We start from the raw sequence: 20,867 nt of genomic DNA on the forward strand, positions 1-20,867 counted from the left end.
CTACTCAGAAAAACTTGTACGAATAATCTCTTTAGATTTAGCTTCTTCAAGCTCTATAACACGTTGACGAACCATGCTTTCGATTTCATCAACCAACTGATTTGTTTCAATCAAATGACTTTTTTCACCATTCCGATATACCAATGAACGTGGCGCTGCGCCAACCACACCAATATCTGCCTCTTTGGCTTCACCTGGCCCATTCACTTTACATCCAATGACAGATACATCCATTGGGGTACGAATATCTTCTAAACGTTCTTCTAAAGCTTGCATCACAGCAATCACGTTAAATTCTTGACGTGAACAACTTGGACACGCAATAAAGTTAATGCCATTGGAACGTAAGCTCAGTGATTTTAAAATATCAAAACCAATTTTCACTTCTTCTTCAGGTTCAGCAGCCAATGAAATACGCATCGTATCACCGATGCCTTCCATCAATAGACCACCTAACGCAATCGCAGATTTCACTGAACCAGTACGATAAACTCCTGCTTCAGTTACACCTAAATGTAGTGGATTATCAATTTGTTTCGACAACAAACGATATGCATCCATGGTTAAAAACACATTGGATGCTTTGACTGAAACTTTAAATTCTTGAAAATCTAAACGATCTAAAATATCAATATGACGCATTGCAGACTCAAGCAAAGCTTGACCAGTAGGCTCACCATATTTTTTCTGAATATCTTTTTCTAATGAACCTGCATTCACACCAATACGCATTGAAATATCATGATGTTTTGCTGCTGCAACCACTTCACGAATTTTAGCTTCAGAGCCGATATTACCCGGATTAATACGTAAGCAATCTGCACCCATTTCAGCCACTTTCAATGCGATTTTATAATCGAAATGAATATCAGCAACCAAGGGTACAGAAACACGTTTACGAATTTCACCAAATGCGATAGCAGCTTCTATCGATGGCACTGAAACACGCATGATATCTGCACCAATATCAGCACAACGCTCAATCTGTGCAACGGTCGCATCAACATCACAAGTTTCTGTGTTGGTCATACTCTGGATGCTGATTGGTGCATCACCACCAACATACACCGAACCAACACGAATTTTGCGTGTAGGGCGACGTTTAATCGGATTTGCAATCATAGTACCGCTCGACTCAATGTGATTAACGAGATAAACGGAATTCTGCTTTTCCGTTCACAGTATATGGAGACAATGGAATTTGTTCATTATTCAAACTTAAAGTTACCGCAGTGGCATCATCAAGTCGAATTTGGAAAGGTGATTGACCATTAATGGTTAATGTCGCAGATTGACGACCTGTAGCCAAAACCTTACCTGTACTATCCACAATATGTACAGCCGTTGGATGGCTAAAATTAAGCACCATTTCATCGCCAGATGTAGCTGAACTATTGTTTAATGACAATACTTCCACTTCTGAAGCTTGAGCTTTTACTCCTGGAGTATCATCACTTTTATTCGATGTCCAGTTCTGAACCCCAACAATAGCTGCGCAAATCACTGCGATCACGATCAGAATGATTAAGCTGCGTTTCAACCACTTTTTATTACGGTCACTTTTTGAACCTGGCAATTTCCCCATAATTTTAATGGGAGAATTATTTAAGGCATGATTCGGTAATAAACCCGTATCATTTTCATAAATTTCATCAAAACGCTGGATGATTGCTGTCGCATCGACATTTAAATACTTAGCATAAGAACGATAGTAGCCTTTAATAAAGGTCGCTTCTGGCAAAGATTTATAATCATCCTGCTCCAATGCCTGTAAAGTTTTTATCGGCATATTCAAGTCTGCAGCAACATCCTGAATATCACGAATCTGCGAAACTCGGACTTGACGCAAATATTCACCTGGACGTTGAATATTTCCTAAAGCATTAGGTACTGCATTTGAAGCAGCAGGTTGCTGTGAATTAGGATTTACTTCCATACGGCCTCAGTATTGTACTGTAATTGCAAATAACGTTGATATTCTTGACTTTCTGGGAACAATGCGCGTAATTGATTTACAAGCACTTGCATCCCCATATTGTCACCATTGGCACGCGCAATACGTATACCAATCCAAAGCGCTCGCGCCCCTTGGTTATTCTGACCTACTAAACGAACATATTGCTCATAAAGTTGACTTGCAGCAGGTATATTTTGCTGCAAATAAAACAATTCCGACAACTCTATCATTGAAACAATAGAATCACGATTGACTTTCAAGGCTTGTTTAAAGGTTTTTTCAGCATTCGTCACATCACCGAGTTTTAAATAAATTCGACCCAGATTTTCCAATGCACGAAAACGCTGATCATAACCTAAGGTTGCGCCCGCAATTGAGAACTGCTCAATGGCTTCATTATAACGCTCAATTTGATACAAGTACGTACCATAATTATTACGCGCTTGCGCATTTTTAGGATCTATAGAAATCGCACGCTTAAAATAGCTTTCTGCTTTTTCCATGTTGAGCTTACTACCTTCCCGTTGTAGTAACACACCCATCATCATATTAGCATTTGTATCACGAGGTTCTGCTTCAAGTGCCTGATCTAAGGCACGTTTTGCAGCATCTAAATCACCAGAACGAATATATTCGGCAGCCAATTGAGTACGTACTTTTGCCGCTTTTTCAGGGTCTTTTTTAGTAATCATACCACTTGACGTAGTCTGACACCCTTGTACAACCAATGCAGTGCAACATATCGCCATATATACGATTGCTTTTTGATACAAAGGTTTTCTCAAAGCCTGCTCCTAAAATAAGTTCTACAAATAACTTTAACCTTGTGATCGCATAATCACATTGCCTTCTTCAACTTTCTTTTTCCATTGTTCAGCACGGCGTGTACGATCAGCAACCTGCCCCACCAATTGGCCACAAGCTGCATCAATATCATCACCACGTGTCTGACGAATCGTACACACAAATCCAGCATCAGACAAAGTTTTTTGAAAAGAAATAATACGATTTCGGCTAGAACGCTCATAGGGCGCATGTGGGAATGGATTAAATGGAATTAAATTAATTTTACTCGGTAGGTTTTTAAGAAGTTTAATCATTTGCTGTGCATGTTCAGGATGATCATTCACACCATCCAACATCACATATTCAATAGTTACATGTCTACGTGAGCTTTCATTGCCATTTTTTGCAATATAACGCTGACAAGCAGCAATCAATTGCTCTAATGGATATTTCTTATTGATTGGCACCAACTCATTACGCAATGCATCATTTGGTGCATGTAAAGAAATTGCCAATGCAACATCGATATCTTTACCCAACTGATCAATTTTAGGCACCACGCCTGATGTTGATAAAGTCACACGACGTTTAGACATGCCATAAGCAAAATCATCAAGCATGATGTACATCGAACTCAGTACTGCATCATAATTCAGTAAAGGTTCACCCATGCCCATCATCACCACATTGGTCACTGAACGTTCACGTTCAGCCACAGGCACATCTTCCATATAAGAGTGATTCGCAACCCACAACTGACCAATAATTTCGTCAGGCGTTAAATCACGCTGAAAACCCTGTTTACCAGTAGAACAAAATGAACAATCCAGTGCGCAACCGACTTGTGAGGAAATACATAACGTCCTACTCAAACCTGTTTTATGTTCAGCAGGAATCAATACCGTTTCAACTAAAGAACCCGCACCTTCTCCAACACGGAACACCCATTTACGAGTGCCATCTTTTGAATAATTACGATGCACTACTTCAGGAGCTTTAATTTCACAAACTTGTTCTAATTTTTCACGTAACTTACCTGAAATATTGCTCATTTCAGCAAAATCAGTGACAAAAAACTGATGAATCCACTTCATCACCTGTCCAGCACGAAACTTCTTTTCCCCTAAGGTTTCAAAGAATGCCTCTAATTGCGGACGTGACATGCCGAGTAAATTCACCTTCGGTACAGTCTTAACCTGTACTGGAGTCGATGGAGACTGAGGCTCATCTTGTTTTACGGATGAAGCAACAACTTCAGAATTCATGAGATTACCTAACCATGTCTTGGGATGAAAAAATTCGCTCAATAATCAAGCAAAAAAATATATTAAGAAAAAAAAACCAGACAAGCAGTATATCACTTATCTGGTTTCGGGTCTGTTAACAATTAATAAATAGCCAAGTTACTCAGCTAAAATTAGATGACCCTATATACTCAGAATTAACGAGTACGTGGGCAAACTTCAGTTTGAGCGAAGAAGTAGTTAACTTCACGATCAGCAGATGCAACTGAGTCAGAACCGTGAGCAGCGTTTTCATCGATGCTTACAGCGAAATCTGCACGAATTGTACCAGGAGCCGCTTCTTTAGGATTTGTTGCACCCAAAATTTCACGGTGAGCAAGAACTGCATTCTCGCCTTCAAGAACTGAAACAACAACTGGACCAGAAGTCATGAACGCAACTAGGTCAGCAAAGAAACCACGTTCTTTGTGTTCAGCATAAAAACCTTCAGCTTCAACTTGAGAAAGCTGTTTCATTTTAGTCGCAACGATTTTAAGACCAGATTTTTCGAAACGAGCAAAAATATCACCGATGTGGTTTTTAGCAACAGCATCAGGTTTTACGATAGATAAAGTACGTTCAATAGCCATGATTGGCTCCTTTAGTCAATTTGACGTGAAAAATTTTGCGCATTATACCGAATAATGACCATTTTTCTGCTTTTGATATGTAAAAAAATGGATTTTTTCGACAGATTGATTAACGAACCTCATCAATCCATGCCATTTGAATCGCTTCTAATAAGCCTTCAGTTGACTTAGTCGGATCATCACTAAATTCAGGCAATGCGCAAACCCATGCATGTAAATCAGTAAAACGAATCCATTGTGGATCTACATCTGTATGTGCTTCACTTAATTCAATTGCAATATCAATTGTATCTGTCCAACGTAAACCCATGAAGGCCTTCCTTTACTCAATCAAAATTGAACACTACTGTAACAAACTACACAAATTTCAGATACTGATTCAGTAAAGCAATTATGCACTCAAAGACTCATCCCACATCACAAAGTAATGTTAAAAAAAGGAGCTGCAACAATGATGCATATCGCCATAGTAGCGCCAATTAAAGCACCAATAATTACATCAGTGGGATAATGTAAACCTAAAACCATACGGGACAATGCAACTAAAACTGTAAATGGCAACATCAGAAACAACATCAGTGGCTGAATATATCCCAACACGATTGTCGCCATGACCGCATGCAAAGTATGACCTGAAGGAAAGCTAAAATGATCAAGAGGTCTTTCTCCAAGAATAATAACTTGATGCACTTGATAAGGTCTTGGACGTGTCGTTTTATGCTTCAAAAATTTGTATATTCCTGTGCCAAGCGAACCACTTAGCACTATATAAAATAACTGAAAGCCATAAGCTAAACTTTTTTGTATCCATATTAAAATCAGCATGGCATACCAAAATACGCCATCACCTAATCGGCTAATGATTTTAAAAAAAAGTGCAATATTTTGTGTATGTGATAAATGATTGAGATAAATACAACCTCTTAGATCAAGATCGAGTATTTTTATTTTGGTATTTTTAAAATTCATTATAACTCTCCTCTCATTATGATGAGACACCCTAAGTCACGAAGGTTGTTTCCTGTGTTAACTGATATAAGGCTTGTTCAAATTGCTGAATAGGATGTTTCCATCCAAGATTTTGTACATCAGCTTGTGCTTTTCGCCCCATCTGATGCAAAATTTTATTATTCGGTAGTTGGAGCATATATTGAATAAATTGATCGGTTCGCCCCAAAGGACTTAACCACCCAGAAACTTGATGTTTAACATGTAATTGAGCACAAGCATAATTATAGGCAATGACAGGCAAACCACTTGCCATTGCTTCAAGTACAACATTACCAAAAGTCTCCACCTGACTTGCAAAAACAAATACATCAGCACTTGCGTATGCTTCTGCCAACGGTATTCCACTTAAACTTCCTGTAAAGATCAACTCATCTGAATTTTGCATTTGCAATAACCGTAGCTGATCAGGACCACTACCAACAATCACTAGCTTTATCTTTTTGGGATGATGTTTTTTTATTGCATAATAAGCATCAATCAATACATTAATTTCTTTTTCAGGTGAAAGCCGACCCACATACAACATCACTGTCGTGTCTTCACAGGCTTCCCATTGCTGCCTTAATGCTTTTGATCGGTATTTCGCAGAAAATTTTTCAATATCTATACCTTGCCCTACGACCACTAAAGGACAAGTAACACCAAAGTTTATTAAAGCCTGTTTGGTATCTTGACTCGGCACACAAGTCAGCTGAGTATTATTATGAAACCAGCATAAATATTTTTGTATGGGTTTAACCAAAAAAGCCAAATCGAAAAAACGACTCAACTCCTGAAAGGGCGAATGAAAAGCACTAGAGACTGGAATATTTTTTGTTTTTGCTACATGTAAAGCCGTAAAGCCCAAAGGCCCTTCAGTTACGATATGTATAACATTGGGGGAAAAGTCTGAAATTACTTGGGAAATTTTTAAATATTGTGGCCAGCCAAATTGCATGTCGGAATACTTAGGAATTGACTGCGCTTTAACCAGACATTCTTTATTCGGTTTAAAATCATTAAATTGATGTTTCTGCTCAGGCCGAATTAATAAAATTTTATGCCCTTGCTGTTGCAACCCCTTACAGAATTGTAATAAAGATAATGCGACCCCATTTATTTCTGGCGGCCAAGTTTCAGTCACAATGGTTATTTTAAGTCGTGGTCGCATTAAATCATGCAATAAATCATTACTTTCAGATACAAATTCTTTGTTCTGCTTAAAGTAAAATTTAAAATTATCAGGACAATTTTGTTGTTGATCTAGTAAGGCTTCTGCGTACAAATTTGTCATACAATTGCCCAATCTCTTCCTTTTTGAATAGATTAGGCAATATTTCTTACAGATTGATGATGATTAGATGACTGTTTTTTAAAACAGATCAAATCTAACGTATTAAATTTCACTTTAGAACAAAAGACTGACATATAAATTATCGCTGTAAGTTCCAGAGGGTGTAATTGCATTTGGCCGATCCAACAATTGAACAAGGACAATAAATTTATTATTGGTACTGGCTGGTTGTGATAAGGGAACATTCCAGCGCGAACTTGAAGCACCCGAAATATTCATCTGTGTTCTTAGCTTATGGTTACTTTGATTGATTAAATAACTATTCCCATTTGGACTAGTCAGATTCCTTGAGCTAAATTGAATCGCATAACGAGTCTCACATGACACCGTAAATGATGTTGCAGCTTGACTCAGATAAGATGAGCTTAATTTTAATTGTGTCGATGTTACTCTGTTAATTTGACATGTTTGTGCATGACAAATTGGAATACAAAACAATGACAACACTAATAAACTTGATTTAAGTTTCATGTCTTACTCCATTTATTTACAACTGATATCCATGGGTGGGGCACCCGCTACAGTCGGAGTGTCGGTAACTTTTAATTCAGCCGAGCATACTTTTGCCTCCTTCGTTTGAATTTTCAATTGGTACGTTTTTGGAATTAAGCCGTATAAAGTAACTGTTCCATCCGATGAAACTGGATAAACATCGCCATCTTCATTATTGATTGATACTTCAGAACCTGGTGTAAAGATTTGACCATTTACATCCAATGGACGGATAGTGACCTGTTTGGCATGGTAAATTGGGAAGTCAATCACATAACCTCTTTGATTAAGTGCGGTAATTTGTTTGTTGGAATAAAGAATTTTATCTTCTATCGGCAACTGGTTTTCATCAAAGGCAATATCATATTTCACATATGGAATGATATCGTGAACGAACGCATAACCTTTTTTATTGGTTTTACTGACATCATTTAATGCACGGAGAATATCAATATTTGGATAAGACCCTACTTTCACCAAAGCAAAAGCATTATCTACAGATTTGGTAAAGTTGAGTTTATTTTCAAGTAAAACGATTGCACCGCTATAATGCAACTGCGACTCTCTAAACACATTACTTTGCTGATGACTAAAGCTTAAATCACCAACATTGGTTTTAAATACTCCATCTAAATTATATAGAGTTTCATTATCTCTTCTATTTGCACCAACAGCATAATCAAAACCAACTTGATTAGCATCACTTTTAACAAACTGTAAATTGGTATTCTTATTTGCTGACTGACTCGCATAAAGTGTTTTTGTGCTATCAAAATTATAACTCAGCGACAAAATTCCGCCCGAATCTTTTCTATCCCCCATTTCATTAAAATAACTCAGACCCAACAAAGCCTTAGGACCAATTTGTCGACTAAATCCTACCCGTAATATTTTTTGATTATCTCTGGGAAAGGTCGTACTATTATAATATTTTTGTTCTGCATAATTGATATTTACATTTTGCAAAACTGGAATACCACTCACACCAAAATAAACTAAATTCTCAAATTTAGGATAAATATTATCTCCGTTTAGATCATCACCTAAAAACTTAAAATTTCGTTCTGTATATTTACTATTTAGCCCTAAAGAGTAACGCCCCAAATCCTTACTTGCTGACAGTCCATATGAGAAATTAAATCCACTTTTATCCTCATGTGAACTTTGTATCGTACTGTCTAGTAAAAACAGATTACTGACCGCCTGTGTCCACATCAGGCCTACATTTTGAATGTCTTTACTATACAAAACATTCGTACCTAATGAGGTAGAATTAGAGATCCCTTTGCGGTAAAAGGTATTTGCAAAGAAATCCCGATAATCACTACTATCCAAATTATAGTTATAGCGGAGCTTTCCTAATGAAATATTATATTCACTTAACCCTTTACGTAATAATTGACTTGTCACGATGATCGGAAAGCTCTGAACACTTCGATTCCCTAAGATATCTTCAACTACAATTTGTGCATTACCAGATTGTTGAATTTGCGCACCAGTTTGTAGATTATAATCACCTGGCGTCACTTTCTGGTTATAGATATTTACGCCATTGATATAAAGCTCAACGGTAGAGGGAATGCGAGCACTCCCCTGCAAGCTGGGTACATTCCAATAAATAAAATTTGGTCGTTCTGTATAATTTGTTCCCCAACTTAACCCCCCAAATCGAAGTGAGTTGATTAAAGGGTTATAAACTGTGGTGGTATCACCAATGGTTAATCGAGTCATTTTATTTGGAAAGTCGTAATCGATACTACTCCCCAATCTGACTAACTTATTCTCTTCCGCTAAGTTTTGGTAGAACATTGAGTTTTTAAAAATCCAATAATCTTTAAAAATGCCTAATTCAGCCAGACCATTATAAGTATTGTCAGATTGAGTATTCGCATAATGCATTTCGTAGTTCAAAAAACCACCAAAACTGGCTTTTTCTGGCTGCTGAATATCAGAACCATATGTATTGGTAGCAAAAAAACTGGCTGGAACTGTGACTTTTATTGATTGAGAGTCTTGGTCAAAAGTTGACTGAATCTCCCCTCCCGAAACCAGACAATAATCTGGCTTAGATTGTAAAACTTGAAAGTGACTGATATCAATTTTCGCTTGCTTTAATACATCACACTCGACATAGAATCGGTCTTGATCTTTTAACAGAGTAATATCTGTATGCATATCAAGCCCATTGATCCATAAATTAGCCAGAATATTTTCCGGATTATTATCACTCGCCTGTACACTAAATGCGCAAAAAACATTAATTATTATTAATATTTTATTTTTTATAGGCATATAACCCCCTTCCATGCTGCACTAATCTGATAGCTTAAATTCCACTACCTTGTCGTTTTTATCGCTACTCAACTGAATATAATAGTTTTGTGAGGCATTTAATTTAATATTATTCAAATCATATAACATGCTTTTTTTTGCAAGTAAATAGCTCATCGTCTCGTTTTTAAATACTTCTTTTTTATTCACATCTACAATTTTTAAAGCCGTAATTTGAACATGGGAATTTGCATTATTGATGACTTTTAGATGACCATTTTCAAGTTTAAATTTCATATCGAGTGGTTCTTGTTTCCCAACAAACAATGGCAAACTAAAATTGACTAGAAAATTAACTGAATTTTCTTTGGCTGCTTGAGGAATTTCATCAACAATGATTCGCCATGCTTTTTCTTGATTATTGGTCAATACGGATGCTATCGGACGTCCAAATCCGATACGAATTGTTTGCTGCTTTTGAGGTTGTAAAATGAAATTTTTAGGATTAATAATGATCGTATCATCTGCTGTTAGTACACTCTTCCCAGCATCATCCTGAGTCCACACAAAAGCTTTTACTTCAAATATTCTTTTTTCAACTTCATCTACAGATTCAAGTGTTAATGTCGTCGATTTTTGTTTTCCTGTATCTAAAATATAGAGCTGAACTGGATTTACTGAAACTCCGGCATGCGTCATAGTGCCGAATAACATCAAAGCGATAAAAAAAGGACTTATTTTTTTCATATCATCACCTTATTATTATTAACGATAAAAACCTAACTTAACACAACATTAAGTTAGGTTCGTTTTATTATAAATAGGAAATATCAATAAGAAACTCTGATTCGATATGTATCTGTATAAGTGCCTGCTTTATTAGCGGCTGTAGTTGCTGCATTATTCACAGAAACAGTGTAGTTATCTGTCCCCATACCTGCATGGTTTGAATTACCCCAGCCTACTGAACCACCATTTGTTAATATGGTTGTAGTCACCTTAGCTGTAGGATCTGTTGTATTTTTTACAAATGTACTATTAGAAGTTCCAGCATTTGCTGTGGTCAATTCCAATACATAATGTGTATTACTTTGTATCGAATAATTTGAGGTTTTTGCACCACCACTCGAACTTAGAACAATTGGACTACCGCCTGTTACAGTACATTTTTTTGGTACTTCTAATGTAATTGGAATATCTTTTTGACAACCCAACTCAGTACACCGTGAGTAATCTGGACCATCATTACCACCACGCGCCGCATCTTCTCCATCTGCAAAAACTGCTGTTGAACAAGCACCCAATACTGCTGCTGCTAATACAGCCTGCGTCATTTTATTCATGTTTTTCTCCCATTTCTTTTTTTAAAAAGAATGTGCACTTAATCGTTAACAACAAGGAACAATTACGCTTATCACCCTTCATTATTGAGTAGGATTCGTAACCGTTAAGACATGGTAGCTCATTCCACCAAAAAACAGATATATGTGATATAATTCACACTATAATTACAGTTTGTTTATTTTCGCTAAATAATTATTTAAATATACTTGTTTTTATTAAGTTTTATTTAACTAGCAAATTAACCCTAAAAATCATTACGAATGAATATTCACGATCAAAATATAAAAATCATTAAGGTAATAATTTTAAAAAATAAGATTATGATTTTATTATATTTATTAAAACTATAATTTTACATAAACCTCCAATAAGATTACTTAACTTACAAAATAAACCCTAATATTGCACTATATCTAGCAAATTAATCGTTTTCTATTGGCATTTACTACACTTTTACGAGAACCAAGTCACACTTATTCATATCTTATTCGAAAAAATCACAATTTAAATTATCTACGATACTATTTTCACGAATAAATCCTCACAAATAGCCTTAAGACTAGAATCACCAAGATGTGATTTCTATTTTCTCAAGATTTTTTTAAAGCACCCACCACCTTACAATCAAAAAGCCAACCTATAGAGACTGATGATCTTTAAATACAAAGCTGAGAGCTACCTTCTACAAAGATGCTAATAGTGACTAAAATATATAAGCAGAAACAAGTAAGTAAAATTTCAAGCAAACACTATAAACAAAGTTATAAAATTTAGATTCTGAGAGTACTGGCATACAAAGGTATTTTAGTTTTCGACTCATATAGAACACTTCTAATTCCAAATCATCAATAAAAAAGCCAGCTATTTGCATAGCTGGCTTTTTTATTGACACTGCCACCCTATTTTTAGGGTGGACAGAAATATTAGTTCTTTTCTTTGTCTACGATTTTATTGGCTTGAATCCAAGGCATCATTGAACGAAGTTTATTACCTGTCACTTCAATCCCATGTTCAGCATTTTGACGACGACGTGCAGTCATAGATGGGTAATTTAACGCACCTTCTTGAATGAACATTTTCGCATATTCACCAGATTGAATACGTTTAAGTGCATTACGCATTGCTTCACGAGACTGTTCGTTAATTACTTCAGTACCCGTTACATATTCACCATATTCAGCATTGTTTGATACTGAATAGTTCATGTCTGCAATACCACCTTCAAACATTAAATCAACAATCAATTTAAGTTCGTGTAAGCATTCGAAATAAGCCATTTCAGGTGCATAACCCGCTTCAACCAGCGTTTCATAGCCCATTTTAACCAATTCAACTGCACCGCCACAAAGTACTGCTTGCTCACCGAACAAATCAGTTTCTGTTTCTTCACGGAATGAAGTCTCGATAATACCAGTACGGCCACCACCTACACCTGAAGCATAAGAAAGTGCAACGTTACGTGCATTACCAGAAGCATCTTGGTGAATAGCGATTAAATCAGGTACACCTGAACCACGTTGGAATTCAGAACGAACTGTATGACCTGGTGCTTTTGGTGCAACCATAATCACATCTAAATCAGCACGTGGCACAACTTGGTTATAAAGAATAGAGAAACCATGTGCAAATGCTAAAGTTGCACCTTGTTTGATGTTTGGCTCGATTACATCACGATAAAGTTGTGATTGGAACTCATCTGGCGTCAAAATCATAACTAAGTCAGCTTGTGCAACAGCAGCAGGCACCTCAGCAACTTTAAGGCCAGAATTCTCAGCTTTCTTCCAAGAAGTAGAGTTAGTTCGTAAGCCAACAGTTACGTCAACACCTGAGTCTTTAAGGTTAAGTGCATGCGCATGACCTTGTGAACCATAACCAATAATCGCTACTTTTTTACCTTGGATGATAGATAAGTCACAGTCTTTATCATAAAAAATTTGCATTGTTGTCTCCGCTAAAATGCGTTGTTGCCTCTTCTTATCCTGAAGAATTTATTCAAAATCTTCTTGATTAAGTCCTCTCCTTGCAAGGAGAGGTTATCTTTGAGGTATTAATAAATTAAGAGTTAAATAGATAAAACTTTTTCGCCACGTGCGATGCCAGATACACCCGAACGCACAACCTCAAGGATGGTATTTTCAGCCAATGCATCAATAAAACCATCAATCTTTTCAGTGGTACCCGCAATTTGGATGGTATATGTCGTCGGTGTTACATCCACAACTTGAGCACGAAAAATATCCGCAGTCCGTTTAATTTCAGCACGAGCCGCACCCAATGCTTTGACTTTAATTAACATCAATTCACGTTCAATATGCGAACCTTCAGATAAATCAACCACCTTCACTACTTCAACCAATTTATTTAGTTGCTTGGTGATTTGTTCAATTTTATGATCATCGCCATACGTCGTTAGAGTCAAACGTGACATGGTTGAATCTTCAGTCGGTGCAACATTTAAAGTTTCAATGTTATAACCACGTTGTGAGAATAATCCCACTAAACGAGAAAGCGCACCTGCTTCATTTTCAACGAGTACAGAAATTATATGTCTCATTTAGTACGCTCCCCTTTCGATAACCACATATCTTGTAAAGACTGACCTGCAATTAACATTGGATAAACGTGCTCAGTCCGGTCAACCATCACGTTAATGAACACACATTTATCATTAATCGCCATTGCTTCTTCAAGCTTCGCATCAAGCTCATCGGCATGATCAATTTGAATACCGACATGACCATAAGCTTCCATTAATTTAGGGAAATCAGGCAATGAATCAATATAAGAACTTGAGTGACGTCCTTCATAATTCATATCTTGCCACTGCTTAACCATACCCAAAGCTTGGTTATTTAAGCATAGAATTTTGACATTCAAACCGTACTGCTTACAGGTCGATAATTCTTGAATACACATCTGAATCGATGCTTCACCCGTAATACACACCACTTGCTGCTCTGGAAAAGCAAGTTTTGCCGCCATTGCATAAGGTAAGCCGACACCCATCGTGCCTAAACCACCTGAATTGATCCATTGGCGTGGACGTTTATAGGTATAGTAATTCGCACCAAACATTTGATGTTGGCCAACATCTGATGTGATAATGGCTTCACTGTTGGTGATTCGATCCAAAGCTTGAACCACTTGTTGTGGTTTCATTACACCATTTATACCAGCTTCATAACGTAAACCATGAACTTTACGCCACTCATTAATTTGTGACCACCATGCAGCAATCGCTTCTGGATTAGGCTTAGAAACATTTAATTGTTTCAATTGAACCAACATTTCCTGAAGAACTGGCTCTACTGCACCTACAATTGGAATATGCGCCATGATGGTTTTTGAAATCGTCGCTGGGTCGATATCAATATGAATAACTTTCGCATTTGGACAGAATTTTGCAGGGTTATTGGTAACACGGTCATCAAAACGCGCACCCACACACAAAATCACATCGGCATTATGCATGGTCATGTTGGCTTCATAAGTCCCATGCATGCCCAACATACCAATAAATTGCTCATCATCACCTGGAAAACCACCTAAACCCATTAAGGTATTGGTAACAGGATAATTTAAAAGATGTGCCAATTCAGTCAACAATTCAGATGCATTACCTTGAACTACGCCACCACCCGCATAAATTACTGGGCGTTTGGCATTAATTAACTCATCAATTGCTTTACGGATTTGACCTGAATGACCACGGTACGGTGGCTGATAAGAACGCATCTTTACTTTTTCAGGATATTCGTATGCAAATTTATCGACTGGATTCGTTACATCCTTCGGAATATCAACTACAACTGGGCCTGGACGGCCTGAAGCAGCAATATAGAATGCTTTTTTAATAATGGCTGGGATTTCACTGGCATGACGTACCTGAAAACTATGTTTCACGATAGGACGAGAAACTCCAATCATGTCCGTTTCTTGGAAAGCATCTTCACCGATTAGATGTGATGCAACTTGGCCAGACAAAATCACCATTGGGATTGAGTCCATATAAGCTGTTGCAATCGGCGTTACCGTGTTGGTTGCACCAGGACCAGAAGTCACTAGAACCACACCCGTTTTACCTGTGACCCTCGAGTAAGCATCTGCCATATGACCAGCAGCTTGCTCATGACGAACAAGGTAATGATTTATTTTGTCTTGTTTAAATAGCGCGTCATAAATATGTAAAACTGCGCCGCCTGGATATCCAAAAACATGTTCAACGCCTTCGTCCGCTAATGCACGAACAAGCATTTCACCACCAGATAAAAGTTCCAACGTGATTCACCCTAATATTTTATATCACGATATTATGGGAGACATAAATCGTGTTTCATTCATTGACTTGTGCTCTGTTATAGCACACATATTTCTTCGTTTTCGCAGCAATAATAATTTTTTTCTGACTGCACAGCCGTTTAGGCAATGTAGACATTTTTTAAAAAACATGTTGGGATAAACATATTCTTAACGATATCCATTCCCTCGGCTTAGAGAAAATGTTATTGCTTGCTATGTATTTCATTCGAAGGGTGATCGAATAAAAACATATAAAACTACTGTTGCATTTTTGTTGTTTCAGCAATCAAAGTCAAGGCTTCAATCCTGCTTTTTATTGATTATTTACCGTCCGCACATATTTTAAACTATTCCTTTTTTTTGAACCATTTATAAAAAATATTTCAATCACTTATAAACTTATAAATTTACGAAAGAAATATTCCACGCTCATTAAATTCGATTAAAATAGCGACACTCACAGTTTAAGTCAGTGTATTGATTTTGATAGCGTGTATATTTAAATTATCTTAATAAAATGACTGAATACATTTATTCATCGGGGATATTTCATGCATAAAACTCGCAGTTCTACATTCACACTCTTCACGGTTGCCATGATTAGCATTGCAACATTCAGCTCATCTCAAAGTTTTGCAAAACAATATTACAAATGGACTGACAGCAAAGGTTCAACACATTACACCAACACCCCACCGCCGAAAAATGCGAAAAGTAAAAGTAAAATTGATACCTATGGCGCTAATCATTCTACTGTGACCAATACAACTCAAGCCATCCCACCAACAATACCGACCATAAATTCTAAACCTCAAATTGAACAACAACATCCAAGCCATCAGCCTGTACAAAAAGGACAAGTAGAAACAAATACCGCCCCTCAAGCACAATAATTAAATATATGACGACGCTGAAATTCTGCATCCACTTTTTTCAGTTTTAAATAGTATGCAAAATTCACTTTTAGGTGCATTTTGCGCTATGCTGTGCAACAAACTTTTTAACCATTGTTCTTAATATACGTATATGACTACTCATCACATTGACCCTGAATATCAAGCAAGTGCGATTGAGCCAACAGTCCAACAAGACTGGGAATCTCGCAAAGCCTTTAAAGTTGCCGACACTGTTGAAGGTAAACATCGTTATATCCTCTCGATGTTCCCCTATCCAAGCGGTAAGCTGCATATGGGTCATGTGCGTAACTATACCATTGGCGACGTAATTAGCCGTTTTTACCGCTTAAAAGGTGAAACTGTTTTACAACCAATGGGTTGGGATGCATTTGGTCTACCTGCGGAAAATGCAGCCATTGCACATCAAGTTGCTCCTGCAAAATGGACCTTCGAAAATATCGCATATATGCGTGACCAGTTGAAAAAATTAGGTCTTTCTGTGGATTGGGATCGTGAGTTTGCAACCTGTACACCCGAATATTATCACTGGGAACAATGGTTATTCGTTCAGCTTTATAAAAAAGGTTTAATTTATCGCAAACTTTCAACGGTAAACTGGGATCCAGTCGATCAAACCGTTTTAGCCAATGAACAAGTTGAAAATGGTCGTGGCTGGCGTTCAGGTGCATTGGTTGAGAAACGTGATATTCCAATGTATTACTTCCGCATCACCGATTATGCACAAGAATTATTAGATGATTTAGATACACTTAAAGACGGCTGGCCACAACAAGTCTTGACCATGCAACGTAACTGGATTGGTCGTTCACAGGGCATGGAAATTACCTTCCCTTCAGCCAATCCTGATATTTATGCCGATGATTTAACGGTGTATACCACGCGTGGCGACACCTTAATGGGTGTCACGTACGTGGCGGTTGCTGCTGAACATCCACTAGCCATGAAAGCTGCTGAAAATAATCCTGAACTCAAAGCATTTATCGAAGAATGCCGTATGGGTTCTGTGGCTGAAGCTGATCTGGCTGTGGCTGAGAAAAAAGGCATGGCAACTGGCTTGTTTGTGAAGCATCCTGTAACGGGTGAAGCCGTTCCTGTTTGGATTGCCAATTATGTGCTGATGACTTATGGTTCGGGTGCAGTCATGGCTGTTCCAGCACATGATGAACGCGATTTTGAATTTGCCAATAAATATAACTTAAGCATTAAACAAGTGATTGATGCTCAAAGTCTAGACTCTGCTGAATTCTCTGCTACTAAATGGCAGGAATGGTATGGTTCTAAAGAAGGTAAATTGGTTAATTCTGGCGAATTTGATGGGCTAGAGTTTCAAGCTGCATTTAATGCATTTATTGCAAAATTAGAACCACAGCAATTAGCCAATACCAAAGTTCAATTCCGTTTACGTGATTGGGGTGTTTCTCGTCAGCGTTATTGGGGTTGTCCAATTCCAATGATTAACTGTAACAGCTGTGGGCAAGTACCTGTACCTGAAGAACAACTGCCTGTGATTTTACCGACCGATGTTGTTCCAGATGGCTCGGGTAATCCACTCAATAAAATGCCAGAATTTTATGAAACAACTTGCCCATGTTGTGGTGGCGGCGCACGTCGTGAAACCGATACATTGGATACATTTGTAGAATCATCTTGGTATTATGCTCGTTTTGCATCACCAGATTTCACGGGTGGTCTAGTTAAACCAGAAGCTGCACAATCTTGGTTACCTGTAAATCAATATATTGGTGGCGTTGAACATGCAATTTTACATTTATTGTATGCACGTTTTTTCCACAAACTCATGCGTGATGAAGGTGTAGTACAAGGCAATGAGCCTTTTGCCAACTTGTTGACCCAAGGTATGGTTTTGGCTGATACCTTCTACCGTGAAGCAGAATCAGGTAAGAAAACTTGGTTTAACCCAGCTGACGTAGAATTAGAACACGATGATAAAGGCCGTGTGCTTTCTGCAAAATACACTGGCGATGGCGAGTCTGTTGTGGTTGGCGGCCAAGAAAAAATGTCGAAGTCAAAAAATAATGGCATCGACCCACAATCAATTATTGACCAATATGGTGCAGATACTGCACGTGTCTTTATGATGTTTGCTGCACCCCCAGATCAATCACTTGAATGGTCAGATGCTGGGGTTGAAGGTGCTAACCGCTTCTTGAAACGTGTATGGCGTTTAACCACTGGTTTCTTAGATAAAGGCAACCATGCTGCTGCAATCGATGCCGCGAATTTATCGAAAGATGCGCAGGATTTACGTCGTAAAACACATGAAACTATTCAGAAAGTGGGTGATGACCTAGAACGTCGTCATGCATTTAATACTGCAATTGCGGCACAAATGGAATTGATGAATACCATCAATAAGTTTGAAGCAAAAGATGATAATGATATTGCTGTTGAACGCGATGCTATTATTAGCTTACTCACTTTACTTGCGCCTTTTGCACCTCATTTAAGTCAAACCTTATTGGCTCAGTTTGGGATAGAGTTAACCGAAGCATTATTCCCAGTCGTGGATGAATCTGCTTTAACTCGAAACACTCAAACCATTGTGGTGCAAGTGAATGGTAAACTTCGCGGTAAATTAGAAGTTGCGGTTGATATTTCTAAAGATGAGATATTAGCTTTAGCCAAAGCATTACCAGAAGTACAACAATTTTTGACAGGTCCAACCAAGAAAGAAATTGTGGTACCCAATAAATTAGTAAATTTAGTGGTTTAATTTATTCTGGCTAAATTCCACTTTTAAGGGAATAGGGCTTTCAACCTTGAATTGTTGGAAAGCTCCTAAAAAGGATTACAAAAGCCCGTTGTTATTCAACGGGCTTTGACTCTAAAATTAGTTAGATATTTAAAATTAGATTCACTCCATATACATGAAAAATTTCTACACAGAGGACAAAGCATGCACTTAGCTCAACGTATTGCAGCAGTTGTATTAACGCTAGGCTTAACGGCAAGCTTGGTCGGTTGTGGATTTCATCTTAAAGGAACAAACCCGCAGGCAACGCCACTGGTTTATACCAAGCTACAATTGGTTATTCCTGAAACGGCCGAAGCCTTAGAAAAAAAACTCAGCGTATATTTAACCGCGACGGGGATACAACTCAGTAATGCCAGTGATGCAGATATATTACGTGTCTTGGATTATAAACCAACTCGTCATGAGCTAAATGGCAAACTGGTTGAAACAATATTACGTTTATCTGTTACCTTTCAAATTGAAGACAAACAAGGTAATCCCATTACAGAACCACGGACTGTAACCGCTACACGTAGTTATCAATATGATGTTGCGACCGTAAATACTGATGATCAACAGAATACCTATCTACAGAATATTTTAATTGATGATATTGCTCGTCAAATGACTCGCCAAATTTCAGCCAATCGTTTACCAAAAGCCAAAGTCAATGCGACTTTACCCACCCATCCAACAGTACAATAATTTAGACGCACGACAGACATGAAAATTGATTATCTCCAAGCATTAAAGCGTGTCCATGAAGCGCGTGGTGCTTGGATTTTACATGGCCAAGAACCGTTACTTGAACAAAACCTACTGGATACCTTCCGTAAAAGTTGGAATGTTCAAGAGGTTGAACGGCAACGTTTTGATCTGAATAGTGTCAATGACTGGAAAAATGTTTTTAATGCTTTAAATAGCTTATCTTTATTTTCACAGCATCTTGCAATTGAAGTGCATGGCAATATCAAACCTGATGCCAATACCCTCAAATTATTAAAAAACTATATTCAGCACAATGAACATAATTTGCTGATAATCATTATGCCAAAGCAAGATAGCAGCAGTTTAAAGTCTGCTTTCTTTCAAGTTGTGGAAGCTAATGGTGTCGTGGTGGCTTTAACCGCTCATTATCCGCAAGATCGTCAGCGTATTTTAATGGTCGAAGCAGACAAACTGGGGGTTCAACTCGAACAAGATGCTTGGTTGTGGTTAGAACAACATCACGAGCACAATTTGCTGGCCGCAAAAAATAGTTTAATGCGCGTGCATGATACTTTTCCTGATACTCAAATTATCAAAATTGAACATTTATACGAATGTTTACAAGATCAATCTCGCTATACAACATTTGATTTAAGTGATGCATTAATTGCTGGAAATCTGATTCAAGCCACTAAAATTTTTCAATATTTAATCGCTTCTGGCGAACCAAATAGTTTAATTTTATGGACGCTAAGCAAAGAAATGCGATTACTGATGCAATTGTACGAGCAGCCACAAAATGCTTTACAGCTTGGCATCTGGAAAACTAAAGTTTCTCATTATCAACAAGCACTTAGACGGCTAAATCCTCATAGTTTTTTAAGCTGGCCACAACTTTTATTGCGTATAGATGCTGCAATTAAAGGCATGAGTCAGGAAAATGCTGAGCACTTGATTCTACAAGGTGTGGCTGAAATGTGTGGTAAGACCCTTTTTGCACCATAATTACAATACGGCTTATTTAGAATAATTATCATTTCTATTTATTTAAAAAAATTCACGCTTTATCCTTAATTCACTCTTATAATTTGAACAATTTTTAATTCTGACTCGAACCACTT

General features: G+C 37.6%; 19 protein-coding genes. 4 read left to right on the forward strand and 15 right to left on the reverse strand.

The window, feature by feature from the left end:
• The 15 genes from ispG to B9T27_RS00650 all read right to left on the reverse strand — a co-directional run bounded on the left by ispG (window position 1) and on the right by B9T27_RS00650 (window position 15,345).
• Window positions 1-1,122 carry a flavodoxin-dependent (E)-4-hydroxy-3-methylbut-2-enyl-diphosphate synthase gene (gene ispG, locus B9T27_RS00580; protein WP_086204944.1) on the reverse strand — a complete coding sequence of 374 codons (1,122 nt, stop codon included), beginning with the start codon at window positions 1,120-1,122 and terminating at the stop codon, window positions 1-3.
• 22 nt (window positions 1,123-1,144) lie between these two features.
• Window positions 1,145-1,936 (reverse strand): helix-turn-helix domain-containing protein, encoded by a 792-nt coding sequence (locus B9T27_RS00585; protein ID WP_086204945.1) that lies wholly within the window; start codon window positions 1,934-1,936, stop codon window positions 1,145-1,147.
• Window positions 1,927-2,706 (reverse strand): type IV pilus biogenesis/stability protein PilW, encoded by a 780-nt coding sequence (gene pilW, locus B9T27_RS00590; RefSeq protein ID WP_086205392.1) that lies wholly within the window; start codon window positions 2,704-2,706, stop codon window positions 1,927-1,929. The genes B9T27_RS00585 and pilW overlap by 10 nt, the downstream gene beginning before the upstream one ends.
• Before the next feature lie 69 nt (window positions 2,707-2,775).
• Window positions 2,776-4,008 carry a 23S rRNA (adenine(2503)-C(2))-methyltransferase RlmN gene (gene rlmN, locus B9T27_RS00595; RefSeq protein WP_086204946.1) on the reverse strand — a complete coding sequence of 411 codons (1,233 nt, stop codon included), beginning with the start codon at window positions 4,006-4,008 and terminating at the stop codon, window positions 2,776-2,778.
• A 176-nt stretch (window positions 4,009-4,184) separates the two neighbouring features.
• On the reverse strand, window positions 4,185-4,616 hold the full coding sequence (ndk, locus tag B9T27_RS00600) for a nucleoside-diphosphate kinase (protein ID WP_086204947.1): 432 nt from the start codon (window positions 4,614-4,616) through the stop codon (window positions 4,185-4,187).
• Window positions 4,617-4,725: 109 nt separating this feature from the next.
• A complete protein-coding gene (gene iscX, locus B9T27_RS00605) occupies window positions 4,726-4,926 on the reverse strand; it encodes a Fe-S cluster assembly protein IscX (RefSeq protein WP_086204948.1) in 201 nt (66 codons plus the stop codon).
• A gap of 107 nt (window positions 4,927-5,033) precedes the next feature.
• Window positions 5,034-5,585, reverse strand: a complete 552-nt coding sequence (locus B9T27_RS00610; protein ID WP_086204949.1) for a phosphatase PAP2 family protein — start codon at window positions 5,583-5,585, stop codon at window positions 5,034-5,036.
• 31 nt (window positions 5,586-5,616) lie between these two features.
• Window positions 5,617-6,900, reverse strand: coding sequence for a glycosyltransferase family 4 protein (locus tag B9T27_RS00615; protein WP_086204950.1), 1,284 nt, complete (start codon window positions 6,898-6,900; stop codon window positions 5,617-5,619).
• A 114-nt stretch (window positions 6,901-7,014) separates the two neighbouring features.
• On the reverse strand, window positions 7,015-7,431 hold the full coding sequence (locus B9T27_RS00620; RefSeq protein WP_086204951.1) for a hypothetical protein: 417 nt from the start codon (window positions 7,429-7,431) through the stop codon (window positions 7,015-7,017).
• Window positions 7,432-7,443: 12 nt separating this feature from the next.
• Window positions 7,444-9,627: a fimbria/pilus outer membrane usher protein gene (locus B9T27_RS00625; protein ID WP_228146118.1), complete on the reverse strand. Its 2,184-nt coding sequence runs from the start codon at window positions 9,625-9,627 to the stop codon at window positions 7,444-7,446.
• Window positions 9,628-9,765: 138 nt separating this feature from the next.
• Window positions 9,766-10,470 carry a molecular chaperone gene (locus B9T27_RS00630; RefSeq protein ID WP_086204952.1) on the reverse strand — a complete coding sequence of 235 codons (705 nt, stop codon included), beginning with the start codon at window positions 10,468-10,470 and terminating at the stop codon, window positions 9,766-9,768.
• Window positions 10,471-10,553: 83 nt separating this feature from the next.
• Entirely contained in the window at window positions 10,554-11,066 is a 513-nt protein-coding gene (locus B9T27_RS00635) for a hypothetical protein (protein ID WP_086204953.1), read from the reverse strand.
• Window positions 11,067-11,990: 924 nt separating this feature from the next.
• Complete coding sequence (ilvC, locus tag B9T27_RS00640) at window positions 11,991-13,007, reverse strand: ketol-acid reductoisomerase (RefSeq protein ID WP_086204954.1); 1,017 nt, start codon at window positions 13,005-13,007, stop codon at window positions 11,991-11,993.
• A 122-nt stretch (window positions 13,008-13,129) separates the two neighbouring features.
• Complete coding sequence (gene ilvN, locus B9T27_RS00645) at window positions 13,130-13,621, reverse strand: acetolactate synthase small subunit (protein WP_086204955.1); 492 nt, start codon at window positions 13,619-13,621, stop codon at window positions 13,130-13,132.
• Entirely contained in the window at window positions 13,618-15,345 is a 1,728-nt protein-coding gene (locus tag B9T27_RS00650; RefSeq protein WP_086204956.1) for an acetolactate synthase 3 large subunit, read from the reverse strand. The genes ilvN and B9T27_RS00650 overlap by 4 nt, the downstream gene beginning before the upstream one ends.
• Before the next feature lie 572 nt (window positions 15,346-15,917).
• Here B9T27_RS00650 and B9T27_RS00655 point away from each other — a divergent pair.
• The 4 genes from B9T27_RS00655 (at window position 15,918) to holA (ending at window position 20,751) form a co-directional block, all read left to right on the forward strand.
• A complete protein-coding gene (locus tag B9T27_RS00655) occupies window positions 15,918-16,259 on the forward strand; it encodes a DUF4124 domain-containing protein (protein ID WP_416224376.1) in 342 nt (113 codons plus the stop codon).
• Window positions 16,260-16,392: 133 nt separating this feature from the next.
• Window positions 16,393-19,017 carry a leucine--tRNA ligase gene (gene leuS, locus B9T27_RS00660; RefSeq protein ID WP_086204957.1) on the forward strand — a complete coding sequence of 875 codons (2,625 nt, stop codon included), beginning with the start codon at window positions 16,393-16,395 and terminating at the stop codon, window positions 19,015-19,017.
• Between the two features lie 183 nt (window positions 19,018-19,200).
• Window positions 19,201-19,743: a hypothetical protein gene (locus B9T27_RS00665; protein ID WP_086204958.1), complete on the forward strand. Its 543-nt coding sequence runs from the start codon at window positions 19,201-19,203 to the stop codon at window positions 19,741-19,743.
• A gap of 18 nt (window positions 19,744-19,761) precedes the next feature.
• On the forward strand, window positions 19,762-20,751 hold the full coding sequence (gene holA, locus B9T27_RS00670) for a DNA polymerase III subunit delta (RefSeq protein WP_086204959.1): 990 nt from the start codon (window positions 19,762-19,764) through the stop codon (window positions 20,749-20,751).
• Window positions 20,752-20,867 lie beyond the last annotated feature (116 nt).

The sequence above is a fragment of the Acinetobacter sp. ANC 4648 genome (assembly GCF_002135345.1).
In the GTDB taxonomy this organism is placed as follows: Bacteria; Pseudomonadota; Gammaproteobacteria; order Pseudomonadales; family Moraxellaceae; genus Acinetobacter.

Bases quoted from the DNA above. Each gene is read 5' to 3' on its own strand.
- ispG (WP_086204944.1), bottom strand. From the start codon at position 1,122: ATGATTGCAAATCCGATTAAACGTCGCCCTACACGCAAAATTCGTGTT.
- B9T27_RS00585 (WP_086204945.1), bottom strand. From the start codon at position 1,936: ATGGAAGTAAATCCTAATTCACAGCAACCTGCTGCTTCAAATGCAGTA.
- pilW (WP_086205392.1), bottom strand. From the start codon at position 2,706: ATGGCGATATGTTGCACTGCATTGGTTGTACAAGGGTGTCAGACTACG.
- rlmN (WP_086204946.1), bottom strand. From the start codon at position 4,008: ATGAATTCTGAAGTTGTTGCTTCATCCGTAAAACAAGATGAGCCTCAG.
- ndk (WP_086204947.1), bottom strand. From the start codon at position 4,616: ATGGCTATTGAACGTACTTTATCTATCGTAAAACCTGATGCTGTTGCT.
- iscX (WP_086204948.1), bottom strand. From the start codon at position 4,926: ATGGGTTTACGTTGGACAGATACAATTGATATTGCAATTGAATTAAGT.
- B9T27_RS00610 (WP_086204949.1), bottom strand. From the start codon at position 5,585: ATGAATTTTAAAAATACCAAAATAAAAATACTCGATCTTGATCTAAGA.
- B9T27_RS00615 (WP_086204950.1), bottom strand. From the start codon at position 6,900: ATGACAAATTTGTACGCAGAAGCCTTACTAGATCAACAACAAAATTGT.
- B9T27_RS00620 (WP_086204951.1), bottom strand. From the start codon at position 7,431: ATGAAACTTAAATCAAGTTTATTAGTGTTGTCATTGTTTTGTATTCCA.
- B9T27_RS00625 (WP_228146118.1), bottom strand. From the start codon at position 9,627: ATGCATACAGATATTACTCTGTTAAAAGATCAAGACCGATTCTATGTC.
- B9T27_RS00630 (WP_086204952.1), bottom strand. From the start codon at position 10,470: ATGAAAAAAATAAGTCCTTTTTTTATCGCTTTGATGTTATTCGGCACT.
- B9T27_RS00635 (WP_086204953.1), bottom strand. From the start codon at position 11,066: ATGAATAAAATGACGCAGGCTGTATTAGCAGCAGCAGTATTGGGTGCT.
- ilvC (WP_086204954.1), bottom strand. From the start codon at position 13,007: ATGCAAATTTTTTATGATAAAGACTGTGACTTATCTATCATCCAAGGT.
- ilvN (WP_086204955.1), bottom strand. From the start codon at position 13,621: ATGAGACATATAATTTCTGTACTCGTTGAAAATGAAGCAGGTGCGCTT.
- B9T27_RS00655 (WP_416224376.1), top strand. From the start codon at position 15,918: ATGCATAAAACTCGCAGTTCTACATTCACACTCTTCACGGTTGCCATG.
- leuS (WP_086204957.1), top strand. From the start codon at position 16,393: ATGACTACTCATCACATTGACCCTGAATATCAAGCAAGTGCGATTGAG.
- B9T27_RS00665 (WP_086204958.1), top strand. From the start codon at position 19,201: ATGCACTTAGCTCAACGTATTGCAGCAGTTGTATTAACGCTAGGCTTA.
- holA (WP_086204959.1), top strand. From the start codon at position 19,762: ATGAAAATTGATTATCTCCAAGCATTAAAGCGTGTCCATGAAGCGCGT.